The sequence below is a fragment of the Chitinophaga polysaccharea genome (assembly GCF_902150045.1).
Classification (GTDB): Bacteria; Bacteroidota; Bacteroidia; order Chitinophagales; family Chitinophagaceae; genus Chitinophaga; species Chitinophaga polysaccharea_A.
The window spans coordinates 1,269,434-1,292,573 of the sequence record NZ_CABFVU010000001.1; the positions used below are offsets into that span (position 1 = coordinate 1,269,434).

At 48.1% G+C, this 23,140-nt stretch carries 17 protein-coding genes; 2 read left to right on the forward strand and 15 right to left on the reverse strand.

Annotated features, from left to right (window positions below):
* Position 1: 1 nt before the first annotated feature.
* From FN124_RS05085 to tgt, 15 genes are all read right to left on the reverse strand, one after another.
* Complete coding sequence (locus tag FN124_RS05085; protein ID WP_142683679.1) at positions 2-1,744, reverse strand: YfbK domain-containing protein; 1,743 nt, start codon at positions 1,742-1,744, stop codon at positions 2-4.
* A 45-nt stretch (positions 1,745-1,789) separates the two neighbouring features.
* Positions 1,790-2,335, reverse strand: coding sequence for a hypoxanthine phosphoribosyltransferase (hpt, locus tag FN124_RS05090; protein ID WP_142683680.1), 546 nt, complete (start codon positions 2,333-2,335; stop codon positions 1,790-1,792).
* A 52-nt stretch (positions 2,336-2,387) separates the two neighbouring features.
* Positions 2,388-3,827, reverse strand: coding sequence for a glucosaminidase domain-containing protein (locus tag FN124_RS05095; RefSeq protein ID WP_142683681.1), 1,440 nt, complete (start codon positions 3,825-3,827; stop codon positions 2,388-2,390).
* 24 nt (positions 3,828-3,851) lie between these two features.
* Positions 3,852-4,493 carry an O-methyltransferase gene (locus tag FN124_RS05100; RefSeq protein WP_142683682.1) on the reverse strand — a complete coding sequence of 214 codons (642 nt, stop codon included), beginning with the start codon at positions 4,491-4,493 and terminating at the stop codon, positions 3,852-3,854.
* 161 nt (positions 4,494-4,654) lie between these two features.
* A complete protein-coding gene (locus FN124_RS05105; RefSeq protein ID WP_142683683.1) occupies positions 4,655-5,353 on the reverse strand; it encodes an LOG family protein in 699 nt (232 codons plus the stop codon).
* 336 nt (positions 5,354-5,689) lie between these two features.
* Positions 5,690-6,835: a TIGR03364 family FAD-dependent oxidoreductase gene (locus tag FN124_RS05110; protein ID WP_142683684.1), complete on the reverse strand. Its 1,146-nt coding sequence runs from the start codon at positions 6,833-6,835 to the stop codon at positions 5,690-5,692.
* 21 nt (positions 6,836-6,856) lie between these two features.
* Positions 6,857-7,534 (reverse strand): HAD hydrolase-like protein, encoded by a 678-nt coding sequence (locus tag FN124_RS05115; RefSeq protein ID WP_142683685.1) that lies wholly within the window; start codon positions 7,532-7,534, stop codon positions 6,857-6,859.
* Positions 7,535-7,824: 290 nt separating this feature from the next.
* A complete protein-coding gene (locus FN124_RS05120) occupies positions 7,825-8,406 on the reverse strand; it encodes a hypothetical protein (RefSeq protein WP_142683686.1) in 582 nt (193 codons plus the stop codon).
* Between the two features lie 40 nt (positions 8,407-8,446).
* Positions 8,447-9,856, reverse strand: a complete 1,410-nt coding sequence (locus tag FN124_RS05125; protein WP_142683687.1) for an FAD-binding oxidoreductase — start codon at positions 9,854-9,856, stop codon at positions 8,447-8,449.
* 47 nt (positions 9,857-9,903) lie between these two features.
* Positions 9,904-10,929, reverse strand: a complete 1,026-nt coding sequence (locus FN124_RS05130; protein ID WP_142683688.1) for a PorP/SprF family type IX secretion system membrane protein — start codon at positions 10,927-10,929, stop codon at positions 9,904-9,906.
* A 6-nt stretch (positions 10,930-10,935) separates the two neighbouring features.
* Positions 10,936-14,610 carry a DUF7948 domain-containing protein gene (locus FN124_RS05135; protein WP_142683689.1) on the reverse strand — a complete coding sequence of 1,225 codons (3,675 nt, stop codon included), beginning with the start codon at positions 14,608-14,610 and terminating at the stop codon, positions 10,936-10,938.
* 199 nt (positions 14,611-14,809) lie between these two features.
* On the reverse strand, positions 14,810-16,951 hold the full coding sequence (gene recG / locus FN124_RS05140; protein ID WP_312847227.1) for an ATP-dependent DNA helicase RecG: 2,142 nt from the start codon (positions 16,949-16,951) through the stop codon (positions 14,810-14,812).
* A gap of 62 nt (positions 16,952-17,013) precedes the next feature.
* A complete protein-coding gene (locus tag FN124_RS05145; RefSeq protein ID WP_142683691.1) occupies positions 17,014-18,339 on the reverse strand; it encodes a citrate (Si)-synthase, eukaryotic in 1,326 nt (441 codons plus the stop codon).
* 531 nt (positions 18,340-18,870) lie between these two features.
* Complete coding sequence (locus FN124_RS05150) at positions 18,871-19,950, reverse strand: LptF/LptG family permease (protein WP_142683692.1); 1,080 nt, start codon at positions 19,948-19,950, stop codon at positions 18,871-18,873.
* Between the two features lie 39 nt (positions 19,951-19,989).
* A complete protein-coding gene (gene tgt, locus FN124_RS05155) occupies positions 19,990-21,120 on the reverse strand; it encodes a tRNA guanosine(34) transglycosylase Tgt (RefSeq protein ID WP_142683693.1) in 1,131 nt (376 codons plus the stop codon).
* A gap of 151 nt (positions 21,121-21,271) precedes the next feature.
* On the opposite strand from tgt, the gene FN124_RS05160 reads away from it, so the two are divergent.
* Both FN124_RS05160 and rsmG read left to right on the forward strand, forming a co-directional pair.
* Positions 21,272-22,405 (forward strand): glycosyltransferase, encoded by a 1,134-nt coding sequence (locus FN124_RS05160; protein WP_142683694.1) that lies wholly within the window; start codon positions 21,272-21,274, stop codon positions 22,403-22,405.
* Positions 22,406-22,458: 53 nt separating this feature from the next.
* On the forward strand, positions 22,459-23,088 hold the full coding sequence (gene rsmG, locus FN124_RS05165; RefSeq protein ID WP_142683695.1) for a 16S rRNA (guanine(527)-N(7))-methyltransferase RsmG: 630 nt from the start codon (positions 22,459-22,461) through the stop codon (positions 23,086-23,088).
* Positions 23,089-23,140: the final 52 nt, after the last annotated feature.

A 23,140-nucleotide genomic window follows, 5' to 3' on the forward strand; every position in this document is an offset into this window, starting at 1 on the left:
ATCAATGCTTTCCTTTGCGCAGCATTTTTACCATCTTCAAAAACTCCTGGCGATAGTTGCCCTTGTCTGGTCCCAGTGCATGACGCGCAATATCGCTCACCATTCCGGCATTGCCTTTACCGCAGTAAGACGATTTACGCAACACCATCCCAAATAATGCAACGGCTGCTGCAAAACGGCAGTCGTTAGATGCCTTGTCAAAATTTTCCACGGCAGCGGGAACAACACCGGTTAAATGCTGTATCACCGTATCCTGCGGATCACGCCAGGAAATTTTCACCTTAGCCAATACGGTATCATCTGTAACGGTTTGCGCAGGGGCAATTTCATACAATGCCACGGAACAATGCCCGCTGCCAATGATTCCTCCGCTGAACTCCCCTTTCACAGAAGTGTCTGCCGGGAGCACTTTGTTCTCATAACCAATAAGCCTGTACGATTTTACGAGCGCCGGGTTAAACCATACTTCCGACTGCACATCGCGGGCAATGGTGAACAGGGTGCTGCCGAATTCACGGGCAAATATCTTATTGGCTTCTTCCAGGTCGTCTATATAAGCAAAATTACCATTCCCTTTACTGGACAACGACTGCAGCTTTGAATCCTTGTAATTGCCCATGCCGAAGCCCAGGCAGGTTAGCAATACGCCGCTTTCCTTCTGCTCAATGATCAGCTGTTCCATTTCATCGTCGCTGCTGAGCCCTACGTTAAAATCTCCGTCGGTGGCCAGTATCACGCGGTTGTTACCTCCCGGGATATATTGCTCTGAGGCAATCCGGTAGGCGAGTTTTATAGCGGCTTCGCCGGCAGTGGCGCCACCGGCGCTGAGGTTATCTATTGCATTGAGGATCTTTTCTTTCTGATCCCCGGGAGTAGCAGGCAAAATAACGCCGGGCTCACCGGCATAGGCTACTATCGCCACTTTATCTACCGGGCGGAGGTTATTGACCAGGATACGGAAGGCTGCCTGTAACAGGGGCAGCTTATTGGGCGTGCCCATAGAACCGGATACATCCAGCAGGAAAACCAGGTTGCTGGCGGGAAAGCTGTCTGTTTCCAGCGCCCTCGCCCGGATGGCCACCTGTAACAGGCGGTGGGCGCTTTCCCAGGGGCAGGTGGTATAATGACTGTACAACGCCATTGTTTCACCGGCTAACGGCAACTGGTAATCGTAGTGGAAGTAATTGATCATTTCTTCGATGCGCACTGCATCTACAGGTACGGGTTCTTTCAGCCGCAGGAAGCGGCGGATATTGCTGTAGGCAGCCCGGTCCACATCCAGCGCAAAAGCCGATACCGGGTGCGTGGAAACAGGCACAAATTTATTTTCGTAGGTAGCGCCGTAAGTTTCGTTGTAAAAGGCACGGGTGCCCATACCGGTGTTGCCGTAATTGGGATTACTGTTATGCTGCAGTTTTGAACGGGCCTTGGCAAGGGCCACGGGGTCCGCATCCTTTCGTATAGGCGACAACGTTATTAACAGCCTGTCGTATTTGCGCACCGTTACCTGTTTCGGCTGGTAACCGTTTTGCGTGAGCAATAACGTGGCAGATGCCGTGGGGATAGCAATTTTAAAAAGACCGAAAGCGTTTGTGACTACATGGACTGTGTCATCCATCACCTTCACCTGTACTCCTGCAATGGGACGGTGGGATAAACTGTCTTCTACCGCTCCCGACACCCAGATTGTTTGCGCCTGCAGCCCTCCACCCCAAAAAAGAAAGAGTAAAAGGTACTTGAGCATGTATTAAGTTAAGATTTTTTCCGGGCAAGCGCCCGGAAAAAATAATTACTGCCCTGCTTCCACCAGCTGGTAAATGGCTGGCAGGTTCCGGCCCAGGCCATCATAATCGAGGCCATATCCCAGCAGGAACTTATTGGGAACGGAAAAGCCCAGGTAATCAATTTTGATGGGATGCACCATTGCCTCCGGCTTTGTGAGCAGGGAGGCCACCAGTAATTTTTTGGGTTGCTGATGCTCCAGCTGGGGCAGGAACTGGCTCAGCGTTTTGCCGGTGTCCACAATATCTTCCAGGATCACCACGGTGCGCCCGAAAAGATCTTCATCCAGCCCGATGGCCTGCACCACGTTGCCGGTAGATTTGGTGCCTTTATAAGACGCCAGTTTAATAAAAGAGATCTCCGCTTCAATAGTGAGATATTTAAACACATCTGCGGCGAACATAAATGAGCCGTTAAGGATAGCTATGAATAAAGGGCGTTCTCCCTGCAGGTCTTTGTTGATCTGTTCCGCCATTTCCTTTACCCGCTGCTGCAATGCTACTTCATCAATATAGGGTTGGAACTCTTTGTCATGCACTTTAATCACTGACATAATACTTCTGCATTTCCTTATTTAACAATCATCAGCAAAAAAAGATCGCTGCTTATTTATTTACCAGCAAACGCTGGCCGATTTTGATATCAGATCCCTGCAGGTTATTCCACTCCTGCAGCTGGCTTACCGACCTGTTATACATCCTGGCTATGCCATACAATGTTTCTTTCGGCTGCACATCGTGGTACTGCGTATTGGATTTCTGTACCGGCGCCGGCGTAGCCGGGCGGGGAGCAGGTTGCGGTGTGGATGCCCTTGGTGTACCCGCGGTGCCGGAGGTGGTTACCTGGCCGGCTTTCTTCAGGTCTTCTATCATTGCTACCGGTACGCCACCCTGCTGCGCAGGTTTTGTTTCCGGTACAGCAGTGCCACCGGCTGTATTTTTAGCTACTTCTTCTTTAATGTCATCAATCGCTTTACGCGGGGAAAAATCTTCAGGAGGTTCCTGGTCTTCCTCTTTCAGTACCCTGGTATTTTTGGCCAGTCGCGGTGCTGCGGAAGCAAAGCCATCGAGTGTTAACCGTTGGCCGGCTGCCGGTTCTTCTCCCTCATGCATTTTATTACGGCGGCGCAACCATCTTAACTGTACCCCTTCTGCCTGGGCTACATCGTGCATGGTTTCCCCGTTCACTACGTTATGAAATTCCCTGTTTCCCTTTTTGCTTTTCTTTTGTAAGAAGATGATCATGTCTTTTGCAGGCGGATTATCGTTCTCCAGATCGTTATAGCGCACCAGTTTGCGGAGGCGCATATTACGCTGGTCGGCCACCTGGATCAGGGAGCTGCCGGCCTTTACATATACTGCTTTGCGGCCGTTGATTTCAAAGATCCCTTTGGGATAATTGCGGGTTGGTCCGGCAGTGGAAGTGTTGTTATGATTTTTTCTTCCGGTGGATGTCCTGGTTTCTTTTTCCGTTACTTCCGCATACATGGTACCATCGGAAGCAGCGCCGCCATCGGAAGGATCTTTCCCCATAGCAATCAGCGTGTATTGCTGAAGGTTGTAATCTTCAATTACTTTGATCAGCTGCTGTGGATAAGTTTTATTGGTGGCGTACCCGGCCTGTTTCAAACCAAAGGCCCAGGATTTATAATCTTCCCCGTCAAACTGGAAAAGGAATGCATAGCGTGGGTTGGCATGCAGGAAATCGGAATGATCACGGTAGGAATCACGGGCGGATTCGTATACCCGGAAGCATTCCTGGGCTGCGTCATCATCGTACTTGATGGTTTTGCCGGTCCAGGTATTTTTACATTTAATACCGAAGTGGTTGTTCGACTGCAAACACAGGGTACCGTTGCCGGACTGTGTTTCTATAATTCCCTGCGCCAGTTTGATGGCGGCGGGGACACCTGAACGGCGCATTTCCTCGATGGCTAAGTTTTTATAGGTGGCGATATACTGCTGCGTTGTGATGTTCTGTGCCTGCAGTATGGTAACGAAGCCAATAAGAAAACTGACTACCAATAAGAATTTTCTTACTTGCATGTATGTTCGGATTTAATGGGCGTTTTATTTCTTCCTGATCAGCAATACACCATCCCGGATGGTAATTAATACCTGTTCGGCACGATCATCTGCCAGCACTTTTTCACAAAAGCTTACCATGGCCTTTGCCTGGCGGCCCTGTTCATTTTCAGGCGCCAGTACCTGGCCGTGATACAGCACGTTATCAGCCAGGATAAATCCGCCAGGGCGCAGTTTATCCCAAACCAGGTCGTAATACTGTTCATATCCGGACTTGTCCGCGTCAATAAACACCAGGTCGAATACTTCGTCCAGTTGTTCAATGACGTCAGCCGCTTTGCCGATATGCATTTTTATTTTGCCGGCATTCCCGCTTGCCGAGAAATACTGATGACAAAGGGCTTCCAGTTCTTCGTTGATATCTACGGTGTGCAATATTCCCCCGGGTACAAGGCCTGCTGCCAGGCAAATAGCCGAATAACCGGTATAAGTGCCAAGCTCCAGGATGCGGCGGGGCTGGATCATATGGCTTACCATACTGAGAAATTGTCCCTGTACCTGCCCGCTTAACATATGTGGCTGTTCTACCTTCAGATGTGTTTCCCTGTTCAGCTGGTACATCAATTCACTTTCCTGACTGGTGTATTTTTCTGCGTAGGCTTCCACTGCTGCCGGTATAAGCTCCATATATTAAAATTTCTGCAAAGCTAAGGAAAAGCGGCTAACTGTGAGCCTGTTGCCTTCAAACAGCAAAAGCGGATATATCCATAAACGTTATTCTGCCGGGTTTTATTCTATCCGGGGCTACGTTCATGTATATCCGCTTTTGCTTCCTAAAATGGAAATTATCAAAAATTCGGTCTTAATTTATTGGTTGTATAGAAAACACGGAAGTATTCCACCACTTCATCTGCCGTATCAAACAACTGCAACAGGTCAAGGTCTTCAGGATTAATATTGCTTTCCTTTTCCATCATTACGTTGCGGATCCAGTCGAGCAGGCCGCTCCAGTATTCTTTTCCCACCAGCACCATCGGGGTTTCATCCATCTTCCTGGTTTGAATGAGCGTGGCCACTTCAAAGAATTCATCCATGGTACCAAAACCACCGGGCATCATTATAAAGCCCTGGGAATACTTGGTGAACATTACTTTGCGGACAAAAAAGTAGTCGAAATTGAGGCTATTTTCCGGATCTATATAAATATTGGGATGCTGTTCGTGAGGCAGGGTAATATTTGCGCCTACTGATTTTCCATGGGCGGCCTGGGCTCCCCTGTTGGCCGCTTCCATTACGCCGGGGCCGCCCCCGGTAATAATACCAAAGCCTTCTTCTGCCAGCCTGGTGGATATTTCCTGGGCCAGGTCATAATAACGGTTCCCCGGTTTTGTACGGGCCGATCCGAATATGGAGATACAGGGGCCTATTTTTGCCAGTTTCTCAAATCCTTCAACAAACTCCGCCATAATCTTGAATATCTGCCAGCTGGAATGCGCTCTTGTTTCCGTCCAGTCTCTTTCTTTAAGATTCTTTATACTACTGTTCATGCGACTGCTTTTTTATTATGCTAAAACATGTTCCCGTGAAGGCACGAAGAATGATGTAATTTATATAATAATTGGCTTACAGTAATGGCAGTACACATAAAAAAAGCAGGTAACTATATAGAAACCTGCTTTATATTTAACACGTTATGAACGTGCAGCGTTGTTAAATAAACATCGCTGCAGAAACGTTGCTAATGCTGGCAATTAAAAAAATAAATAATGTTGAAATTTAGTAAGATAGTACTATCGTTTTCATCAACAGATGTTCTCATAACGCTTAATCTGCAATTAATTTATTAATTATTTAAGCAATAACCTAATTTAAATTTATCAAGGTTACGCAAAGGTATGCATGCCCGCCACCACTTCTTCTGCGAGACCGAATGATAAGGTCATACCGGCTCCGCCAAGACCATTTACAATGGTGACATTTTTTTCGGGAGAGAACACCAGGTCTGTTTTTCCGTTAGTTAATTTTGGATAGATGCCATGCCATTGTTCCTGGATGGTATACTCCGGCGCCTGCAGGAAGGTATGCATATACTGCAGGATGAGATCATTGATAAACGCCTTATCAAATGGTTCGAAGTCCGGACCATATTCATGTGAATCGCCGATGGTAAGCTCTCCTGCGCCATTCTGTGAAACCAGCAGGTGGATACCCCATTTCACATACTCCGGCATTTCCTGTGCGTAGCGTTGCTTCAGCGGTTCCAGGGTTTTACAGCTTTCAAAGGCCGCATAGTGCCCGAGTGTTAAACCTGCGCAGAGCGCAGGCCCCAGCTGCCAGTTGCCCGGTTGGGGAATGGTACGCATCATCTGCAGCTTGCATTTCTTCAGGGGCGCGGCTGCAAACTGAGCGGGATAAAGCGTTTCAAAATCCGCACCGCTGCATACAAATACTTCATCTACTTTCCAGCGCTCGTCTTTTGTTTCTATATAAGGCATGCTGATGCCATTTACCGCGGTGCCAAAACGGACCGTTACCTGCAAGTGCTCTTCCAGGTACTTTGCAATGGCGGCACTTGCCTGCCGTGGATTTACCGTCATTTCGGAGGCGCTCCACAGTGCGCCTTTCAACCCGTTTGTTTTAACAGCGGAAGTATATTTTCCTATTTGCGAGGGGGGCACCAGTTCACAATTGTAACCATTGCCGGGAGCGGCCTGTACAAATTCTTCCAGCACGGCCAGTTCATCTTTTTCATACGCCAGGTGAAGCGATCCTGTTTCCTGGCACTGCAGGCCGGTCACAGCGGCCAGCTCCTTCCAGGTGCGGCGGCTGCGCATGGCCCGGTCGTGCATTTTACCGGCGGTTTGCCCTATAGGCCAGACCAGCCCGAAATTGCGGATGGAAGCACTGATCGCTTTGCTGTTGCGCTCAAACAGCACTACTCTTTTCCCCTTCGATGCCAGGTGGTACGACATGGCCAATCCCACTATACCTGCGCCTATTACTGCTACATCTGCCTGTTGTTGTTGCATGAGATAAAAATGATAGTGTGATTAAAATATAGATAAAAGCTCATCCAGTGAGGCCACCAGGTGCGTATGCGGGCCTTTTGCCAGTTCTTCGCGGGTATAGGCACCGGTGGTAACGCCTATTACATAGCGGCAACCGGCATTAGTGCCTTCTTCCAGGTCGGAAATAGTATCGCCTGTTTTAGCGACGGTCTGTATACTTCGGATTTCCAGTTCTTCCATGATCCGGTAAATCATATAAGGATAAGGACGGCCAAAAGGTACTTCATCACTGGTGGCTACCGCATCTATCAGCCCTTTCTGCTGCCAGCCTACCCTTTCCAGGATCACGTTGGTGATTGCCCTGTCAAAACCCGTATCCAGCGCTACTTTTATGCCTTTCGCCTTTAACGCGGCAAACACGGCCGATACCCCGTCTTTTTCCCGCACTGCCGGATGTGTGGCATAATGCGTTTTCATATCAGCTACGAAACGCCCATGCAGGTCGCCAATAAAAGCTTCATTGCCATAGCGGCTGTCTTTCTGCTGCTGCAGCAAATAGCGGATGGCATAGGGTTTGGCATATCCCATCACTTCATTCACCTGGTCCAGCGTTACGGCTACTCCTGCCAGCCCGATAGTTTGCTGTAATACCTTTGCTACATTGGATTCATCATGCAGGGTAGTGCCTGCAATATCAAAAACTACTAATTGTATCTCCATCGTTCCTGAAATTTAATACCCTGCAAAGATAAATACTTACTAAAAATAAGTTTAGCATTTATAAACATTTAATATGCGGTTAATATGCGCGAAAGAGATCGCCTTCGGCGATTGTCTTGGAACACTGATTACACTGATTATGATGATTAGTTTGATTTTTATTTGGAGTTTGAAAATAATTAAGGGAGATATAAGCGGATACCGCTTTTATCTCCCTTCGTCATTTATAAATAAACTAAAAATTAAATCAAACTAATCATCATAATCAGTGTTCCAGGACAAAATCCGCATCAGAAGCCCAGACCCGCTCCTACCCTGTATACCAGGTTGTTGTTATAAGGAGAACGGCGATCCTGGATCACGTCGTATAAGATGGAAATACCAATACCTACCCTGCCGCCTACGCTTTGAGTATAGCCGGCGCCCACCAGCAGGCTGGGAACACCATAGTTGGTCTTATAGGTTTGCTTCTCCGCATTTTGCGGGTAATAAGTAGTGTTCTGCGTGATGAAGTTATATTCAGGCTGGATATGTATAAACACCATTGGAAGCGGGTACACACGGCCCCAGATACCACCGCCAAAAATGGTGTATTTATCCCGCTGCGTTACGCGGTCATATTCCCACCATTTATTCTGGCCATACTGCGCATTAATATTCACACCGGCGGCTATATAATCAGAAAAACGGTAACCTACCAGCGGGGAAATATCTACATTGGTATAATCGCCAAACACCATTCCCAGCGAGCCTCCCAGTACCAAACGGGAAGGGTCGAAGCCTTTACGGGTAGCAGTGTCTGTTTTATAATACTGGGCCTGGGCCAGCTGCACTCCGGCCAGGAAGAAAAAACATATAAGTAAACGTTTCATGGGCACATTTATTAATTTAACTATTTACCGGTGGAAAGGTTTAACAATCAAAAATTTTACCCCGGTTTAATATATTCTTTGGGTCAAAGATCTGCTTTATTTGCTTCATAAGCTGCATGGAGGTCTGGTCAAAAATAATATCCATATAGTTCTTCTGCACTAAGCCAATACCATGCTCGCCGGAGATGGTACCACCCAATGTTTTCACCAGCTGAAAAATTTCCCGTATACCTTCCGTGAGGGTACCATTCCACTGTTCTTCGGTGAGCGTGCCCCGGATGATATTCACGTGCAGGTTACCATCGCCGGCATGGCCATAGCATACCGAATGGAATCCATACCTTTTGCCGATCTCTTTCACCCCTTTCAGTAACACCGGCAATTCCGCACGGGGCACAACAGTGTCTTCCTCCTTGTAAACGGAATTTGCCTTTACTGCTTCTGCCACCCGGCGGCGCAGTTTCCAAAGTTCTTCTTTCTGCTGGGAATCCTCCGCAAACAATATCTCCCCTATATCAAAACCTTCCACTACACCGGCAATGCCTTCCATTTCCTGCATCAGCACTTCGGGGTAGTTGCCATCTACTTCAATGAGCAGATGCGCCTGTATATCGTCTTCAATTTTTACAGCACTGCTTTGTACATATCTGGTAACCCATTCAAGGGCGTCACGTTCCATAAACTCCATGGCGGAAGGCGTGTAACCCGCGCGGAAAATAGCGCTCACCGCTGCACAGGCGCTTTCCGCAGAGCGAAAAGGTACCAGCATCAGCAGGTCTGTTTTCGGTAATGGAATTAAGCGCAACACAATTTTGGTAACAATGCCCAGGGTACCTTCGCTGCCCACTACCAACTGGGTAAGATTATAACCAGTAGCATTTTTTAATACATTGGCGCCGGTCCAGATCACTTCCCCGTTAGGCAGCACCATTTCCAGGTTCAGCACATAATCCTTTACCACACCATACTTCACGGCTTTGGGACCTCCGGAGTTCTCCGCAATATTGCCGCCAATAAAGCAGGTACCGCGACTGCTCGGATCGGGCGGATAAAACAATCCTTTCTCTTTTACGGCATTTTGCAATTCTTCGGTGATCACACCCGGCTCCGTGATGACCTGCAGGTTCCTTTCATCTATAAGCGTGATCCGGTTAAACCGTTCCATTGAAATGAGCACGCCGCCAAACTGTGCAAGCGCACCACCACTAAGACCGGTACCGCCGCCACGGGGCGTTACAGGCAACAGCGCTTCATTGCACAATTTCATGATCCGGCTCACCTGTTCAGTGGTTTCCGGCTTTACCACCACTTCGGGAAGATAATGCAGGTCTTCGGTTTCATCCTGTGCGTAACGGCTCATACTTTCCGCATCTGCCAGAACGTACTGGTCGCCGGCTATTTCACGTAATGCCGCTACATGAGCGGCAGTTACTTTATTAAACGTTGTCATGGAACAAAAATAATCATATTGCCGGTCAGGTGATAATATCCCGGCAGTTAAAAAGATGGGCAGATGGTAGATCTCCTGGCATTGTTAAAAGTGCGGTTGCTGTAAAGACCTGTATAAACAATACCTATTTCATAAGCGCCCCGCCGGTTGTTGGCAGCAGACAGGCTGGAGGTAGTGATATCGTAGTTAAACATCAACCTTATGGAGTTGATCTGGTAGCCTACCAGGAAAATAGCCGCATCATTGGCGCGGTAGTAAACACCGCCATAGAGCTGCTGTACGCCGTCGCCGGAAAGATTATAAGCGGCATTGGCGCCCAGCATCAGTTCCCGTGCGCCGGCCTGTGTAGCATAATAAGCTGCAGGGTTCAGGATCACCTTATCGCTCATCTTCAAACTGGCATTTAAGAAGCCGATATAACGGCGGGGCACCACGTTGTTGCCATCAAAGAAAGTTTCTCTTGGCGTGTTGATATGTTGTACAGAGAAGCCTGCGTTTACATAAATATTATCTGTAGGGAAATAAGCATAATTCAACCCTGCCTGCAGGTCGAAATAATTGACACTGCTTTGGGTAATAGGTTCACCGGTGGGGATCTGCGAATCAAAGAACTTACCATTCCACTGGTCGGCAAAAGTGAGCTTGGTGATATCTACCCGTTTGCCGGCGGAGCCTACGTTAAAGCCGGCCGACAATAAGCTGCTGAACCCAAGTAACTGATGATAAGCAATGGAAGCATATCCTTTGGTAGAGGTCAGGTTCCCGGCGCCGGCCACATCGCGGAGCAATACACCGCCAATGCCCACCCAGCCATATTCCAGCTGGTCACGGAATAACTGGAAATCGCCATATGCCGACATTGTTCTGTATGGGATCGGAACACTGGTCCACTGATCGCGGTAATTAATGCCAATACGGTAATTGCCGTCCGGGATAAACCCGGTATTGGCAGGGTTAGTTGTCAGCGGCGAATTAAAGAATTGTGAGAAATGGAGATCCTGCGCATACGCCCCACCCATTGAAACAATTAATAAAATTGCCAGACATGTTGATAATTTAACGATCTGATTCATGGCTCATCATCTTAACAAGGTTACACTTCCTGATCTGCTGCCTTTAGTGCCATCCGTAAACTCAAGATTTACGATATAGGCATAAACATCCATAGGTTGCAGATTCCCTTTAAACCGGCCATCCCAGCCGATCTGAGGATCTGAACTTTCAAAAACCAATTGTCCCCAACGGTTAAATATTTTAAGATTGAATTTGGTGGCTCCAAATGCTTTCACGTAAAACACATTGTTCTTGCCGGTTGGTGCAAATGCATTCGGTACATCAAACAGTGGTACCACAATAGCACTTACTTCCTCGCATTTTGTATCCGTACATCCTTCTGCGTTAGTAACAGTGAGGCATACATTATACGTACCTGTTCTCAAGTATTGATGACTGGGATTGGCCAGGGAAGAAGTATCCCCGTCTCCGAAATTCCACAGGTAATGTATAGCATTCGCTGATGAACCGTTCAGGAACTGTATCGGTGTATTTTCGATCGCCTTCGTGGGCGAAAAGTCAAAGTCTGCTGTAGGCAGCGCCGCCACATCTATTTCCTGTGTAATAACATCCCTTTTATTGCAGGTATTCGGATCATCTACCTCCAGGGTAATTTTCCAGCGACCGGCTTTATTGAATTTATGTATCGGGTAAGGATCATGGGAAACAGAACCATCATCTTCAAAGGTCCAGGTAAAGGTTTCACCACCTTCAGTGGTATTATCCATCTGCAATTCAGTGCCTACGCAAATAGTTCCCGGATCGGTAAACTTAGCTACTACGTTCTGGGCTACACGAAGTGTGTAGGTGATTGTTTGCGGCGCATTACAGAAATTGGTATCCACCAGCGTAAGGGTGGCATTATAGATGCCCGCGTTCTTGTAGTAATGGATCAGCGGAAAAGTATCTATGCCGGTATAGAATGGCGGTGTGCCATCGCCATAGTCGAGGATAAATGAGCTATCCCTGAAATCAGCAGCCGGTGTGGATTCGTTGGTGAACATATACTTCAGGCTATCGCATGGATCCTGGCGCCTGGCCTCAAACTGGAGCACTGCCCTGTTGTTGCCCAGCTTCACAGTTACATAGGCGGTATCTGAGCCATTGCAACTGGACGGGTCATATTTCACCATCCTTACACGGAAGGTACCTACCCTGTTGAAGGTATGCTGTACAGTATCTCCTTCCGGGCCCAGGTTGAGCGTGGTGCCATCGTCGGGGAAAAACCACTGGTATGATTTACCCGGCAGACGGGTGGTATCCACAAAGGTGATCGTTTCCGGCACGCAGTAGTTGGTGCGCCGGTCCAGTGTTTTTGCGCCGGCTTTCACTCCATCAAGATTAAAGGCAATCTTTAATGCGCCGAAATTACAGGCGGCCGGCGGCGTGCTGGAGTAGGCGCCCGGCGTAGTAGGATACCGTGGCTTGAAGCCGCTTTGACTCACATTACACCAGGCGCAAATACCCTGGTAAATAATACCGTTACGGTCGAAGCGGCTGGTACCGCCATCCACGTGCTCGTACAAACCATTTCCGCCAAAGTAGCTGGCATACAGCGGACCCTGGGTAGGACTAAACCTCACCGCATCGCGCTGCAGCACGTAAAAATAAAAATCCATCCCATCGGTACTGCGCTGCAATCCATCACTGGTGGTGGTTAAGCCGGCAGTTCCCGAGTTCGGATAATGCAGGGAAGTATTGATACCTCCGCCCCAGCCGGACACATATACGTTCTCGCAGCGGTCTACCAGGAAAGCGGTGGGGGAAATATTGGGAGAGGAAACCAGTGTTCTTTTTCTGCCGAAGGTAGTGGAATACACGAAGGCCGACAGGTTGGGCTGTAATTTGGCAATAAACTGCAACCCGTCTTCATTATATCCATTGGCGCTGATTTGTTTAATGGGCCATGCGCCTTCGGTAGTGCCCATTACATACACAAATCCGTTTTTATCCAACTGGATACCGTATACCTGGTCTGCAGCTGGATTATCTGATCCCAGGAAAGTACCCTGTGTAATACTTCTTCCATCGCCGGAAATATGCACCACAAAGCCATCGCATACGCCACCGCGGTATTGCGGATACAGGCTGCCGGCTGTTGCGGGGAAATCATCGCTGGCTGTGCCGCCGGCTACATACAGGCTATTGAGACCGTTCAATGCAATTACATAGGCGGCGTCTTCTTTGGTGCCACCCAGGTAACTGGCCCATACCAGGTCCTGGCAAAGCGGATTTATCTTCATGATCACGGCGTCCTGTGAGCCCCTGTTGGTACCCTGGAATACGCCTGGAGTTACAGGGAAATCAGTAGAGCGGGAGCAGCTGGCTACATAGATATAACCTGCATCATCCACTACCACTTCGCTGCGGGCATCGTCGCCATAGTTGCGCAGCAGTACCCAGTCGCCACCCTGGCGGTCGGCCCGCATGTTCACACCATCGTCACCGGTACCTGCAATGATCAGCGAACCGATGATGGCGCTGCCTGCTGCATTTATTTTGGTAATGGCTATATCCCATCCTCCGCGTGTTCCTTTTACAGCGGTATTGGGATAGTCGCTGGAAGTGGTTCTGCCGGAAATGACGAGGTTGCCCTGTTGATCTACGAATAAGCTATGCGGTTGTTCCAGGCCGCTGCCGCCCATGTAGGTGGCGTACACCAACCGGGTTCCGTTGGGATTGAATTTGGAGATGGCGATATCAAAGGTGCCACCGCCATAAACGCTTTGCACGGCGCCGGTTGTTACGGGATACCCGGGGTTAAACACGATACCGCCGCCGTATAAATTACCGGCATCATCATAAGTAGCAGTAAAGCCCCAGTTATCAGAACGTGCACCGGATACGGTAGAGAACACATAGATCGGGTCTATTACCAAAGGGTAAGCCGGGTTATATTCCCCGGATATTCTGAAACCCAGTTTATTACCGTTCAATTTATAAGACACCTTAACGGTTACACGTTGATTATCGATGTATTGATATGCAAAGGGCAGTTGTTCTATCACATCTCCCACAGAAGTATGCACATACAGTTGTCCTTTTTTCAGTTCCATACCGGTAGCGCCTTCGTACACCATCTGGATATTATCGGGATTAGCGCCGGGATGCACAATCAGGTCATATTTAAGCTGGGAGCCTTCTGAATAAACATGTGCATCGATGCCGGAATACAGTGAGTTATAGTTAATGCCCTGAAAGGAACTTACGCCGGTGGCCCATTTGGTACGGTCGTTACCAATGAAGTAGTTGCTTTTGGCTTCCTGTTCTTTTTCGGGAACTATTTGTACATCCGGATTGGCGTTCACGAAGGTAACGCTGTAAGCATGCCCGCGAACATCGGGAATTTTACCGGGCCGCGGAGGCGGCTGGCCGTTGCCTGGCTGGGGCTGTACCGGTTTAACGCTGCTTTTGGGAACGAACACAGTATCAGCGCGGTGAGAGTGGCCATGAACATAGTCGTTGAGATTCCACAGGTCCTCCTGGTTCATCATCAGGAAAGTGAATCCTGTTTTTTTAAGAAAGATAGCGGCGCCATCCAGTTCTGTCTGGTAGATGATATTTCTATCCCACTGGCCTTTGTTCTCAATAAAATTCAGGGGTGTGAAGTTTGCACGTTGCTGTTGCGCCTGGGCGGATCGTCCGGTGAACAAAAAGCAAATCATCCATCCAATAAGGCCGGTCGGGAAGGTAAATTTCAACGGGATCAGATTTATTTTATTCTTAAAAACTAATATAATACTATTAAACGCAGAAGCCACTCAAATTGTTACGGTCGGGACAAGCACAAAAACTTCTGAATTGAGGTACGATAGGCTAAATGGGAAACAAGGTGAATCTCAGCTTCAGTAGCTTCTATACTTTTTTCATTCATCCATCGGTTAATAAACGTAAAAACCATCAGGAAATTTTACTCCAGATAGATTTACTTCTCTGGGCGGCCAAAAATTCTTTTAATGCCTGATTCTGAGGCAAAAGCAGATCGGTATCTTCTTCGAGGATCTTTTCAGCGCTGGCGCGGGCGGCATCCAGGATCGGTTTGTCTGCCACAATATCTGCCAGTTTAAAGTCCAGCACCCCGCTCTGGCGGGTGCCTTCAATATCGCCGGGGCCTCTCAGTTCCATGTCTTTCTCCGAAATAATGAAACCGTCGTTGGTTTGCACCATTACGTTGATCCGTTCCCGGGAATCCTGGCTTAATTTATTGCCTGTCATGAGTATACAGAACGACTGCTCCGCTCCGCGTCCAACCCTTCCGCGCAACTGGTGGAGCTGCGACAGCCCGAAACGCTCTGTGCTTTCTATCACCATTACCGAGGCATTGGGCACATTCACCCCTACTTCTATAACAGTGGTGGCCACCATGATATTGGTGTCTCCGGTAACAAAGCGGTGCATATTGGTCTGCCGCTGCTCTGCCGGCTGGCGGCCATGCACCATACTGATATAAAACTGCGGTTCGGGAAAGAAGGCCTTTACTTCTTCATATCCTTTCATCAGGTTTTCATAGTCCAGCTTCTCAGAATCTTCGATCAGCGGGTACACAATGTAAGCCTGTCTTCCTTTCTTCACTTCTTCCTTAATAAAATCCATTACCTGCGGGCGCTGGTATTCTGTACGGTGAACGGTGGTAATAGGTTTACGCCCCGGGGGCATTTCATCGATCACCGATACGTCGAGATCGCCGTAGATGGTCATAGCCAGTGTTCTTGGTATAGGCGTTGCCGTCATAACAAGAATATGCGGCGGGATAGTATTTTTTTCCCATAGGCGTGCCCGTTGTGCCACTCCAAAGCGGTGCTGTTCATCCACGATGGCCATTCCAAGGTTTTTGAACTCCACTTCTTTTTCCAGGAGGGCATGCGTACCTACCAGGATATCGATACTGCCGTCGAGCGCGCCAGCCAGGATCTGCCTGCGCGCTTTGCCTTTGATGCTGCCGGTTAGCAGGGCTACTTTTACATCCATACGTTCCAGCAACTCAGAGATCCCTTTGAAGTGCTGCTGCGAGAGGATTTCCGTGGGCGCCATTAAACAGGCCTGGAAGCCGTTGTCTTTTGCCAGCAGCATGGTGAGCAGGGCCACCATTGTTTTACCGCTGCCTACATCTCCCTGCAGGAGGCGGTTCATCTGCCGTCCGTGCACAGTATCAGTACGTATTTCTTTCAATACTCTTTTCTGTGCGCCTGTTAAAGAAAAGGGAAGATGATTGTTGTAGAATTCATTAAAAGATTCGCCCACGGCGCCAAATACAAATCCATGCGATTGCTTGTGCCTTTTGAGTTTTAGCCTGCATATGCGGATTTGTGCAATAAACAGTTCTTCAAATTTCAGGCGTCGCTGTGCCTGTCGCGCATCATCTTCGCTGGCAGGCATGTGTATCCTGAAATAAGCCATAGACCTTGGCATGAGCCTATACTGCTGCAATATATCCAGCGGGATGTTTTCCCTGATCTCCAGGGGAGATAATTGTTCCAGCAGGTTCTTCGTCAGTTTTCCTATAGCCTTGGCCGTTAGTCCCCGGGCTTTGAGCTTTTCTGTGGTATAATAAACCGGCTCCAGGAATTGTTTGCCCGTAGCTATTTCTTCAGTAAGCAGATCCAGCTCCGGATGTGCCAGCTGGGTAACGCCATTAAATACAGAGATCCTGCCGAACACAAGGTAAGCCACATTTTCGCGGAGCGATTTCTGCATCCATTGCCAGCCCTGGAACCATACCAGGTCAATGGTACCGGTTTCGTCTTTAAAGGTGGCCACTAACCTTTTCGACCTGTTTTCGCCCATTACTACCATGTTCACGATCTTTCCGCGGATCTGCACAAAATCTTCATAGCCACTGAGGGAAGCTATTTTATCGATCCTGGTACGGTCCACATAGCGGAAAGGAAAATATTGCAGCAGGTCGCCGAAGGTATATACTTTGATTTCCTTACGCAGCAGTTCTCCTTTCTGCGGACCCACTCCTTTCAGGTATTCTATCGGATTGGATAATATGGCGGTAAAAGTAGAAATGGCTATTTCTTTTTGGTGAACAACAAAAATAAAAAAGGCAAATGGTAAAAATTCACCACTTGCCTCTTTTACTAAAAAAACAATTATTAAAACTATTCGGCTATTGCATCTACTTTTCCTTCCACGAACTGTTTCATCCATTCGGTGGTAACAGATTTCGGTCTTTCCAGGGAAAGCCCGAGCGCCCTGTCCCAGCAGAGGGAAGCCAGTACGCCTAATGCGCGGGACACACCAAACAATACGGTGTAGAATTCATATTCAACAAGACCGTAGTGTACCAGCAATGCGCCGGAATGGGCGTCTACATTGGGCCATGGGTTTTTCACTTTACCCAGGTCCTGCAGGATCGGTGGAACGGTTTCATACACCTGCCATACAATTTTCACCAGTTCATCATCGGGCAGGTGTTTTTTGGCGAACTCCATTTGTGCGGTGAAGCGTGGATCTGTTTTGCGCAGTACAGCATGACCATAGCCTGGTACTACTTTACCTTCGGCTAAAGTTTTACGCACGTATGCTTCGATTTGCTCTTTGGTAGGAACGCCACCACCCAGTTCTTCGCGCATCTGGAGGATCCATTTGATCACTTCCTGGTTAGCGAGGCCGTGTAAAGGACCGGCAAGGCCGTTCATACCGGCTGCGAAAGAGAGATAAGCATCACTAAGTGCGGAGCCTACGAGGTGCGTCGTGTGTGCGCTCACGTTACCACCTTCGTGGTCGGCGTGGATCACCATGTAAAGACGCATCAATTCTTTGAACCCTTCATCAGAGTAACCGAGCATGTGTGCAAAGTTACCGGCCCAGTCGAGCATGCCGTTTGGCTGAATATGCTGACCACCTTTGTATTTGCGGCGGTAAACATATGCTGCAATACGCGGCAGACGGGCAATGAGGTTCATGGTATCCTCATAGGTGTAGCTCCAATAATCTTTTTTATTTATTCCCTCAGCGTAAGCATGTGCGAAAGAGGATTCTGTTTGCAGGGCCATGATACCCACGTTGAACATGGTCATGGGATGCGCGGTGATGGGCAGCGCTTCAATAGCATCAAAAACATGGTTGGGTACATGAGAACGGCGGCCCCACATACTGGACAGATATTGTACATCTGCTTCTGTAGGCAATTCTCCGATCAGCATCAGGTAAAATAAGCCTTCAGGTAATGGCTCTGCGCCACCTGGCGCTTTTGGTAAATGTTCCCTTAATTCCGGGATGGAATATCCACGAAAACGGATTCCTTCATTGGCATCCAGCAGGGAAGTTTCCGTTACCAGGCCGGTGATGCCGCGCATACCCTGATAAACCTGTGCCAGTGTTACGTCCTCAATTTTCTTGGTGCCGTGATTCTTTACCAGGTCTTTTACTTCAATGTTAAGTTCATCTGCTTTAACCTTGAATTTCTCTTTTATGTACCCCATTTTACTGCTATTGTTATGTAATGAAAACAAAATCGATCAATAGTCAAAAGTAATGATTTGTTAACGAAGTTACCACCATTTAGTGGTATTTAATGCCAAATTAACAACGATCTGCGTATGAAAAACAGGAGCCATATTGCCGCGGCGCATCTACTTAATTATATAATTATAACCATCTTACAAATGAAAAATATTGAATATTTATAGAGACGTTAAAGAAATGTAAAATTTTCAGAATGAATTGAAAATTTTGAAAGAAAAAATCTTTGAAATAAATTTATTAAGAGATGAGAAATGTATTTTTATCCTGAAGAGAACTTCCCGGGAAAATGCCGGGGAACGGTAGATCCAGCTTTTCATAAATAGGATGACAACAGCATTGTACCAGGTACAACTTATACGATACCTGCAGAAAGAAAGTGATAAGATATAGATACGTCATATCTTATAGGTACGGGGTATATACGGCGTAAGTATGGCGTAAATATGAGTTAAATATGGGTTAACCAGGGAGTATCCATGCTTTATCCATCACTTCGGCGCCCTGCGGTACAGGTAAAATGCCAGCCCGCCGAACAGCATATTCGGGATCCACACTGCCAGCAGCGGGTTCAGGTCTGCTTTTACAGAAAACACCGTAGCGAATTGCAGGAATATAATATAGCTTGCACTGATAACGATACCTACCGCCAGGTGTAATCCGCTTCCTCCCCTTACCTTCTTGGCGGCAATAATACCCCCGATCAGCGTGAGGATCACCACGGCAAAAGCTGCCGAAGTTCTCCTGTAATATTCTACCCAATAGGTATTCAGCCCTTCCGCCCCCCGGATGCTTTCCCGCTGGATATAACGCCGGAGATCGGGAGTGGTCATGGCCTCCTGGAGGTTCTTTTCTTCCACAAGGTCTTTCGGTACCAGGGGTATTTTGAGCAGGGTATCCTGCTTGCTGGTCCAGGTTTCCTTTAAACCGTTCATGGTGCGCATGGTCACGTAATCCAGTTTCCATTTTTTGGAAGTGGAATCCCAGCTGATACGGTCGGCCTTCAGTTTGAAGGTCATGTTTTGTTTATCTACAACAGACAGCACGAAGTTGCTTCCGCTTTTATAGTTGGGGTCATAAGTGCCAAAGGTGACATAAGTGAAGCTATCGATACGGGTGGTACGGTCGTATTGCGACTTCTCATCATCATGGCTATGGAGGTATTTGTTTTCAAAGCTGGTACGGATACGGTTTGCATTGGGAACCACCCAGTAGTTGGCCAGCCAGAGCACCCCGCCAAAAAGGAATGCACCCATCCAGTAAGGCCGCAGGAAACGGCGAAAGCTTACGCCGGCAGCCAGGATAGCGATGATCTCCGAACGGTATGCCATCTTGGAAGTAAAGAAAATCACCGACAGGAATATAAACAGCGGGAACAGTAAAGCCAGGATGTGGGGAATAAAGCCGAAATAATAATCCACTATGATCTCATGCAGCGACAGGTGGTGCTTCATGAAGTCGTCCACCTTTTCCGTAGTGTCTATCACCACAGAAATCAATAGGAATATCATCAGGGAATAAATGAAAGTACCTATGAGCTTACGTAAAATGTACCAGTCAATTTTAGTCATGACCCCAAAGATATTAGTTTATTTTATAGTCCAGGCTTTTTACAACCGTGTTTTCAGCTGTGCTATCATCCCGGTTTTCCAGGTAGAGAAAGTGCCGGCCAGTATTTGTTTACGGGCTTCCTTCACCAGTTCCAGGTAAAATGCCAGGTTGTGGATACTGGCTAATGTCATGCCTAAAATTTCCCCGGCTACAAACAGGTGTCGCAGGTAAGCTTTTGAATAGGCACTGGTAGCAAAGCAGGGACTGTTGGCATCGATGGGGCTGAAATCGGTGGCCCATTTCTTATTGCGGATATTCACTACCCCGTTCCAGGTGAACAACATACCATTACGTCCATTGCGGGTAGGCATCACACAATCGAACATATCTATACCCAGGGAAATGTTTTCCAGGATATTCCAGGGGGTTCCCACGCCCATGAGGTAACGGGGTTTCTCTGCCGGCAGGGATTCACATACCAGTCCGCACATTTCGTACATTTCATTTTCCGGCTCTCCTACACTGAGGCCACCAATGGCGTTGCCGGCGCAGTTGTGGGAAGCGATATATTCAGCCGATGCTTTACGGAGATCTTTATAGGTGCTGCCCTGCACAATAGGGAACAGGGTTTGTTCATGACCGTAGGCAGGCTCGGTATCATTGAGACGTTTGATGCAGCGGTCGAGCCAGCGGTGCGTAAGCTCCATCGACTTACGTGCATAGCGGTATTCCGACGGGTAGGGCGGGCATTCATCAAAGGCCATAATAATATCGGCCCCGATGGTGCGCTGGATATCCATCACATTTTCAGGGGTGAAAAGGTGGCGGGAGCCGTCGATATGCGACTGGAACACCACGCCTTCTTCCTTGATCTTACGGTTGGCAGCCAGGGAAAACACCTGGTAACCGCCGCTATCCGTAAGGATGGGCCGGTTCCAGCCATTGAACTTATGCAGGCCTCCGGCGAGTGATAATACTTCCAGGCCGGGTCTCAGGTACAGGTGATAGGTGTTGCCAAGAATGATCTGGGCCTGTACATCTGCACGCAGCTGTTCCTGCGTAACAGCTTTTACGCTGCCCACAGTACCTACCGGCATAAAAATGGGCGTTTCTATTTCCCCGTGGGCAGTGGTGATCTTCCCGGCCCTGGCATTACTGCCGCTGTCTGTAGTTATCAGTTCAAAATTCACTCATCGATATTTCAGGCCGCAAAGATATTGAAATGAAGTGAAGATCAGCGCGGGGGAAGAAGCGGCTGGTTGGGTTGCCGGGAAGCCCCTGTGCAATGTTCATAATTAATTCTTTTACAGATAATAAAAATATTATATTTTTGCCAGCATTATGGACCATTTGGGTGAAATTGCCTTATACTTTTTTGCTGCCGTAGCAGGGATACAAATCATTTATTTTCTCTTTGTATTTTCCCGGGTAGCTTTTTATAGACGTAAATTTGACCTGGACCACACACCGGACGGGCCTTTTTCAGTGATCATCTGTGCTAAGGATGAAGAATTGAACCTGCAGAAGAATTTGCCGGGGGTATTGCAGCAGCGGTATCACCATCATATGAAACCGGAGTACGAGGTGATCGTGGTGAACGATAACTCCGAAGACGATACCAAGTATTACCTGCGCTCTATTGAGCCGGGTTATCCTCACTACCGGCATATCGAGATCAAGCAGCCCGCGAAATTTATTCCCGGTAAGAAATACCCGCTTTCCATCGGTTTGAAAGGCGCCCGGTTTGAAAATGTACTGCTTACGGACGCCGATTGCAAACCTGGCAGCACCTACTGGCTTTCCCTGATGAGCCAGGGCTTTACAGACAAGAAGGAAATTGTACTTGGATACGGCGCCTATCATAAAAAGCCGGGGTTCCTGAATAAGATCATCCGGTATGAAACCTTCTTCAGCGCGCTACAGCACCTTTCCTTCGCCATGAGCGGCATGCCCTATATGGGAGTAGGCCGTAACCTGGCCTATAAAAGAGAACTTTTCTTTAAACATAAAGGTTTTACAAGCCACCAGCACCTCGCCAGCGGCGATGACGACCTGTTTGTAAACACAGCGGCCAACAGGAAAAATGTAGGCGTGGTGATCGACAAACAGGCTTTCACTTACTCAGAACCTAAGCTGAGCTGGAAAAGCTGGTTCCGGCAAAAAACCAGGCATATGTCTACCGGCAAGCATTACCGCTTCAGCCACAAGTTTGTGCTGGGACTATTTTCACTGACGCATTTCCTCTTTTACCCGGCCTTTATTTTCGCGCTGTTCTTTCCGCCGCCCATCCTCTGGTATGTGCTGGGAATTTTCGGAGGTAAAGTATTGATACAGTCCATTATTACTTATTCCGCCATGCGCAGGCTGGATGAAAGCGACCTGTTTAAATTCAGCTGGCTGATGGACATTTTCATGGTATTGTATTATATCATTTTTACCCCTGCCCTGTTCTTCAGGTCCAAAAACAAATGGTAGCCAGCATAGGCAAATAGCTTCCTGCTTATTTGCTTTTGCTTTACTTTTGCCGCATGGAGATTATTTTAAAGTATTTCAGCGACTTTACACCGGAACAGCTGTCGCAGTTTGAGGCCCTGCAGGGATTATACCAGGAATGGAACGAGAAGATCAATGTGATATCCCGTAAAGATATAGATGCCTTGTATGAAAAACACGTATTACACTCTCTCAGTATAGCTGCTATCGCAGATTTCCAGCCCGGTACCCAGATCCTTGACCTGGGCACGGGCGGCGGGTTTCCCGGCATTCCCCTGGCCATCTTTTTCCCCGAAGTACAGTTTCACCTGGTAGATTCCATCGGTAAAAAAATCAAGGTGGTGGAAGGGGTAGCGGAAGCGTTGCAACTGAAAAACGTCACTGCGGCGCATAGCCGGGTGGAAGATATCAAAAACCGGAAATTCGATATTGTGGTATCGCGTGCGGTGGCTCCCCTTGGAGACCTGTGGCGCTGGAGCAAACATTTAATAAAGAAACCCACTGTGCCGGGTAAGCAATTTGAAAAGGGGCTTATATGCCTCAAAGGCGGTGACCTGGCCCAGGAAATCTCAGATAGCGGTTTAAAACCGCGCCTGGTAAAGGTGTATGATATTTTCCCGGAGGAAAGTTTTAAGGAGAAGTTCGTGGTATTGGCTAAGAGCTAAAACCCCGGTCTGCAGTGCAGGATGGCGGATGCCCAACGTTTCCGCCGGTGTA

What these genes read in the sequence shown, in the direction of transcription:
- FN124_RS05085 (WP_142683679.1), bottom strand. Translation starts at nt 1,744, where the DNA reads ATGCTCAAGTACCTTTTACTCTTTCTTTTTTGGGGTGGAGGGCTGCAG.
- hpt (WP_142683680.1), bottom strand. Translation starts at nt 2,335, where the DNA reads ATGTCAGTGATTAAAGTGCATGACAAAGAGTTCCAACCCTATATTGAT.
- FN124_RS05095 (WP_142683681.1), bottom strand. Translation starts at nt 3,827, where the DNA reads ATGCAAGTAAGAAAATTCTTATTGGTAGTCAGTTTTCTTATTGGCTTC.
- FN124_RS05100 (WP_142683682.1), bottom strand. Translation starts at nt 4,493, where the DNA reads ATGGAGCTTATACCGGCAGCAGTGGAAGCCTACGCAGAAAAATACACC.
- FN124_RS05105 (WP_142683683.1), bottom strand. Translation starts at nt 5,353, where the DNA reads ATGAACAGTAGTATAAAGAATCTTAAAGAAAGAGACTGGACGGAAACA.
- FN124_RS05110 (WP_142683684.1), bottom strand. Translation starts at nt 6,835, where the DNA reads ATGCAACAACAACAGGCAGATGTAGCAGTAATAGGCGCAGGTATAGTG.
- FN124_RS05115 (WP_142683685.1), bottom strand. Translation starts at nt 7,534, where the DNA reads ATGGAGATACAATTAGTAGTTTTTGATATTGCAGGCACTACCCTGCAT.
- FN124_RS05120 (WP_142683686.1), bottom strand. Translation starts at nt 8,406, where the DNA reads ATGAAACGTTTACTTATATGTTTTTTCTTCCTGGCCGGAGTGCAGCTG.
- FN124_RS05125 (WP_142683687.1), bottom strand. Translation starts at nt 9,856, where the DNA reads ATGACAACGTTTAATAAAGTAACTGCCGCTCATGTAGCGGCATTACGT.
- FN124_RS05130 (WP_142683688.1), bottom strand. Translation starts at nt 10,929, where the DNA reads ATGAATCAGATCGTTAAATTATCAACATGTCTGGCAATTTTATTAATT.
- FN124_RS05145 (WP_142683691.1), bottom strand. Translation starts at nt 18,339, where the DNA reads ATGGGGTACATAAAAGAGAAATTCAAGGTTAAAGCAGATGAACTTAAC.
- FN124_RS05150 (WP_142683692.1), bottom strand. Translation starts at nt 19,950, where the DNA reads ATGACTAAAATTGACTGGTACATTTTACGTAAGCTCATAGGTACTTTC.
- FN124_RS05160 (WP_142683694.1), top strand. Translation starts at nt 21,272, where the DNA reads ATGGACCATTTGGGTGAAATTGCCTTATACTTTTTTGCTGCCGTAGCA.
- rsmG (WP_142683695.1), top strand. Translation starts at nt 22,459, where the DNA reads ATGGAGATTATTTTAAAGTATTTCAGCGACTTTACACCGGAACAGCTG.